Annotated in this window: 4 protein-coding genes; 1 reads left to right on the forward strand and 3 read right to left on the reverse strand. The window is 56.0% G+C overall.

What is annotated here, in order from left to right:
- A partial coding sequence (locus RMSM_RS03540) for a class I SAM-dependent methyltransferase (protein ID WP_040763928.1) occupies positions 1-616 on the forward strand: 616 nt, incomplete at its 5' end.
- On the opposite strand, the gene RMSM_RS03545 is transcribed toward RMSM_RS03540, so the two are convergent.
- The 3 genes from RMSM_RS03545 to RMSM_RS03555 form a co-directional block, all read right to left on the reverse strand.
- Positions 605-1,786 carry a DUF6985 domain-containing protein gene (locus RMSM_RS03545; protein ID WP_008691663.1) on the reverse strand — a complete coding sequence of 394 codons (1,182 nt, stop codon included), beginning with the start codon at positions 1,784-1,786 and terminating at the stop codon, positions 605-607. The genes RMSM_RS03540 and RMSM_RS03545 overlap by 12 nt on opposite strands.
- 106 nt (positions 1,787-1,892) lie before the next feature.
- Entirely contained in the window at positions 1,893-3,365 is a 1,473-nt protein-coding gene (locus RMSM_RS03550) for a PQQ-binding-like beta-propeller repeat protein (RefSeq protein WP_008691665.1), read from the reverse strand.
- Positions 3,366-3,459: 94 nt separating this feature from the next.
- Complete coding sequence (locus RMSM_RS03555) at positions 3,460-4,419, reverse strand: hypothetical protein (protein ID WP_040763929.1); 960 nt, start codon at positions 4,417-4,419, stop codon at positions 3,460-3,462.
- Between the last annotated feature and the right edge of the window lie 237 nt (positions 4,420-4,656).

Genomic DNA, 4,656 nt, shown 5'->3' on the forward strand with positions numbered 1-4,656 from the left:
CGCGATTTCGATTGCCAACCAACCCTACAAGCTGGCCGTGGCGGCGGACCCCGACAGCATGTTGATCGAAGCGTGTGAACGCCAAGACGCGGGCGAAGAAGGGGTGATCGATCCGTTTTGGGCGACCACATGGCGGGCCGCCGCGGGACTGGACCGCTTCCTCGATCACGTCGACGTCAAAGACGTTCCGGTACTGGAACTTGGTTGCGGGACCGGACATGCCGGCATCGCCGCGATGCTGCGGGGCGCAAAAGTTACGCTAACCGATGGTGTCGAAGACCCGCTGCTGCTGGTGCGAATGAGCGTATGGCAACACCGTGATCAATGCACAGTCCAGCGATTGCGATTTGGCATCGACACGCTCGAGGATCAATCGTTTCCGATCATCCTGGGCAGCGACGTCACCTATCTGCGTCAATTGTGGCCTGAGCTTGACGTTTGCTTGCGACAACACTTGACCGAGGGAGGCCGAGTGCTGCTGAGTGATCCGTATCGGTTTATTGCCAACGAATTCCGCGGCTGGATTCAAAACCGCGGCTGGCAATACACCGAGCACAAAGTCGAACTCGAGGACGATCCCAAACACCCGATCCGCGTGATGGAATTACGACTTTAAGTCTCCCTTGGCTTGCTTCAAAATTTCCAAGATTTGCTGAAGCGACTCGACGGATTCCTGCGGTTCTGGGTCACGCGAGTTTGAGGGTGTGATCGCAGAATCCTCGCCTGTCAAACGATCAAACATACTGCCGACCTCTTCGGCGGCATCCGCCAGATCGCCGCCGAGCCCCCGAATCTCGTCCAACGTTTCTTGAATCATCTGGTAAGGATCGCCGACGTCCTCGCCAAGAAATTCGGACATCATCTCCTTCATCTGCGCGGGATCGGCAAAGGGCATCTGCGAGCTCATCGTGAAGGCATCCATCATTTGCTGTGCAAATTCCTCCGGCGTTTGCCCCTCGTCGTTTTTAACTCGCAGCGACGCTCCTTCTTCGATCATCGCCGCGACTGCCGCGGGGCTTTGCGATTGGATCGCCATGAAGATGGGGGCGGGAAAGGTCGCCGGAGTATCGCTCACCTTTGCCCCCCTTTGTTTCAATCGCTGCACTTCGTCTTGATCATCGATACAGATCGCTTGGACCAATTTGACGCTATCGGGCAGCGAGGCAAGGTAGGCGGCTTCGGCTTGCTGCTCTTGCTCTTCGAGCGAGCTCAACACGTTTTCGCGAGTTTCCTTTTCTTCGATGGGCAGTATTTCGTCAAAACCGCCGTAGGGCGTCGAAAAAGCAACATCAGCATGCCCGACATCGATCACCGTGTCTTTCCACACGGCGACCCCAAGCCCATGTTCCTCGTCCCACTCACAATCGGTACTGAAGCCGATCCATGCGAAACCGTCCACGGCTTGCGGGCTGACCAGGATATCGAGCCCAGCTAAGTTCTCACGAAGATCCGAAACATTTGTGATGACTTCTTCCTCGTCAAACCACCCCTCGTTGCTTTCCATGAAATAACGAGCCCAACGCAGCGACGCATCGAGCACTCGCGTGATGATTCGAGACTGGTTTTCCAACAAATACTTGACCGCTGCGATCTGAGCTTCGCTGGGCTCACGATCCGCGGCCAATTGTGTTGAAAACGTGTCGCCCATTTCGGTGTCGATCTCGATCACGACATCGCAAACCTCTTGCGGACCGTTCCAGCCCTTGATCTCCGTTTCACAGCTCCACCCTCCCCTGTCTTCATCGCGAGTGAAGCAGAGATCGTCGATCTGAATCTTTTTTTTCATCGTTATTTTCGCAGCGGTAGAGCATCAAATGGATGGCCCTCATCAAGAGCGTGACGCAGTTGATGCGTCACTTGCGACTTGCGCATCACGCGATATCCGGCCATCCTCAATCTTTGGCAACACAGTATAGGTGTTGTTTGCCACGATAGAAGATCTCGTCGCCGACGATGGCCGCCGAGGCATCGATTTCTTCATCGAGTTTGTTTTTGGCAACAACTTCAAACGAGTCTCCATGCTTCAAGACCAACGTCGTGCCATCGCGTCCGGTCAAATAAACGTGGCCGTTCGCTGCGACAGGCGACGCATAAATGGTGGAAATATCGGGCAATCGCGTTTGGTCAATCAGCAATTCTCCTGTTTTCGCGCCGCGTGAAAGCAGGACGCCATTGTTGGCTTTGACGAAATAAAGCTGGCCTTGATACAGCAGCGGTGATGGCACATAGGGGGCCGCGTCTTCTTCGATCCACGTGATCGAGTCGCTGTCGGTGATGTCCCCCTTGCTGCTGAGCGGGATCGAATAGATCGCGTAGCCTCGGAATCCGGTCATCACAATCACGTTGTCTTCGAACCGGACGGGCGACGGAATCGGATTGCCGGCTTGCCCCCCGCACTCCCAAATCAATTCGCCGCTGGACAAGTCATAGCTACGAACACGATTGCTGCCGTTCGTGATCACTTGCGTGCGTCCTTTGTACTGGGTGATCAAAGGAGTCGACCAAGTCGTTTGTTCATCACGCGTTTTCCGCCAACGCTCTTCACCCGATTTCGCATCCAGGGCGACGATGAACGATTCCCCTTCGTGGTCAAAGGGGACAACGAGGGTGTCGCCAAAGACCGCAGGCGAACTGCCTTCGCCAAATTGAGCTCGCGTTTGCATCTTGCCCAAATCGCGACTCCACAATGTTTTCCCATTCAAATCCAAACAATAAACGCCTCGCGATCCGAACGAAACATACAGCCGTTCTCCGTCGGTCACTGGCGACGCGGAGGCGAATGTATTGGTGTTGTGTCCGGCTTCGTGAGGCACTTGTTCGGTCACCGTGCTCCGCCAAACCTCTGACCCGCTGGCTCGATCGTAGGCCAACACCATGAAGGCGTAGTAATGGGTCGGCTCCGCCCCGCCGCGGCCACGACCACCTCGGCCGCCCCGACCACCCCCTTCACCGCGGCCGCCCCGTTCACCGCGGCCAGCTCGCTCCCCTCTTTCACCGCGACCAAAACCTCCCGGTCGCTCGCCGCCGCGGTCACGTCGTGGCGGCTCGGACGATTCGGCCGCTGGCGACTCTGCCGACGCTTCGGCCCCCTCTTTCGTCCGATCCGTTTTCACGGCGGTGGCAACGTAGACGCGGTCGCCAAGCACGATCGGCGTCGAGCTACCCACCCCCGGCACTTCGATTTTCCAGCGAATGTTCTCCGTTTCGCTCCACTGAGTCGGCGGATTTCCCTCCGGCGCGACGCCCGACGCTTCCGGGCCCCGCCACTGGGGCCAGCCGGAATCGAGATCCTTGGCCGAACTGGAAACGCCAATACAAATGTTCACGGCAAAAGCGGCAGCGGCAATCAGAGAGGTTGATTTCACAAGAACAGTCCCAGAACTAGTAAAAAAGTGGCAAGCCAGCGAGGCCATAGTTCGATTCAACCCCTCAGCGGCTGGCAAGTTCCGTGAGATTGCCTTAACGATTCAATCGATCCAACATCGCTTGGATCTTCCAGTGCGTTGACGATGTCGACGCAACCACTAACCAACGTTGGCTGCGAATTGTCAACATCGACATCGTGGACGGCCCTCCCAGTGCCTCCCAGCCCGTGGGATCGACGTTCGTTTCAATCACCTGCATCAGCGGTTCATAGCGATCGACGTATGATTGCCGCCACAAGCCTGATCGCGTTGCCGCTGCATTGCCCGTCGGTTCGCGTTCGCTTCCTACCAATGGTGTCACGTCATAGACACGAATACACAGATGGTCCTCTGCACTTTCTCGCGTCGTTACCAACACATGTCCCATGCGTATCGAAAGCACGAGTCCGTGTGGCTCTAACAATCGAGTCACTGCGGCGCCAACCGAAACGGTCTCTGCATTGGATCGCCCCAAAACCTGCGTTTCCGTCGGGAACGAAGATCGCCACCAAGGCTTGTCTCCGGTATGCCCCTGCTGCCCCAGATGGCCGCTCGATTTCGATTGCGTCGCGAGATCATTCATTCGCGAAGCCGACGGCGACGAATCCGCAAACGGATCCCCCTGGTCCACGATAAAATTGGCGGTTCTCTGCTTTTTCGGAACCAGCACCATGCTTTCTTTCAGCCCCAAATCCTCCAAAGCCTGAACTTCGATCTTCGCCGCAACTCGCGTCGCCAAGTCTCGGGTTAATTCCGCTAACGTGACACCATCGTTCCATGCAAATGGACATGGTTCTTTCAAGAACGCCATGATCGCCGTCTCTTGCACCTCCGTCATAAACGGATCGATTTGCCAAGACGCCACCCTGCCGCCCTGGCGTGTTTTACGAGTCTGCGTTTGAATGTCTCGCACCACGTCGGTCGAGATCACCGATTGGGCTTCCACTGCCGAGATCGCGATAAAAACTAGAACGATGACGATCGTCAAGCGAAAACGCAACTCAAAAAACATCATGACAACCGTTCGCAGCAAGGAGCACGTTCGCAGCAAGGAGTAATTGCGAACTCGATTTGCAAAGACGAACAAGCAATTGGCATTCCAAGTGCGTTAGCAAGTGCATTCGTCGCGGGAATCCAAACAAACGTTCATGCACCGCGCTGAAATGCGTGATCGAGTTTGCCGAGACTGTTGCAATTTGCTGCATGCGTTTCGCGACACCTATTGCGGATAGCGAATCGAGCATTCAAGTAA

Source organism: Rhodopirellula maiorica SM1, from assembly GCF_000346295.1.
GTDB lineage: Bacteria > Planctomycetota > Planctomycetia > Pirellulales > Pirellulaceae > Novipirellula > Novipirellula maiorica.

Coding starts and splice junctions, on each gene's coding strand:
- RMSM_RS03555 (WP_040763929.1), bottom strand. CDS start 4,419: ATGATGTTTTTTGAGTTGCGTTTTCGCTTGACGATCGTCATCGTTCTA.
- RMSM_RS03545 (WP_008691663.1), bottom strand. CDS start 1,786: ATGAAAAAAAAGATTCAGATCGACGATCTCTGCTTCACTCGCGATGAA.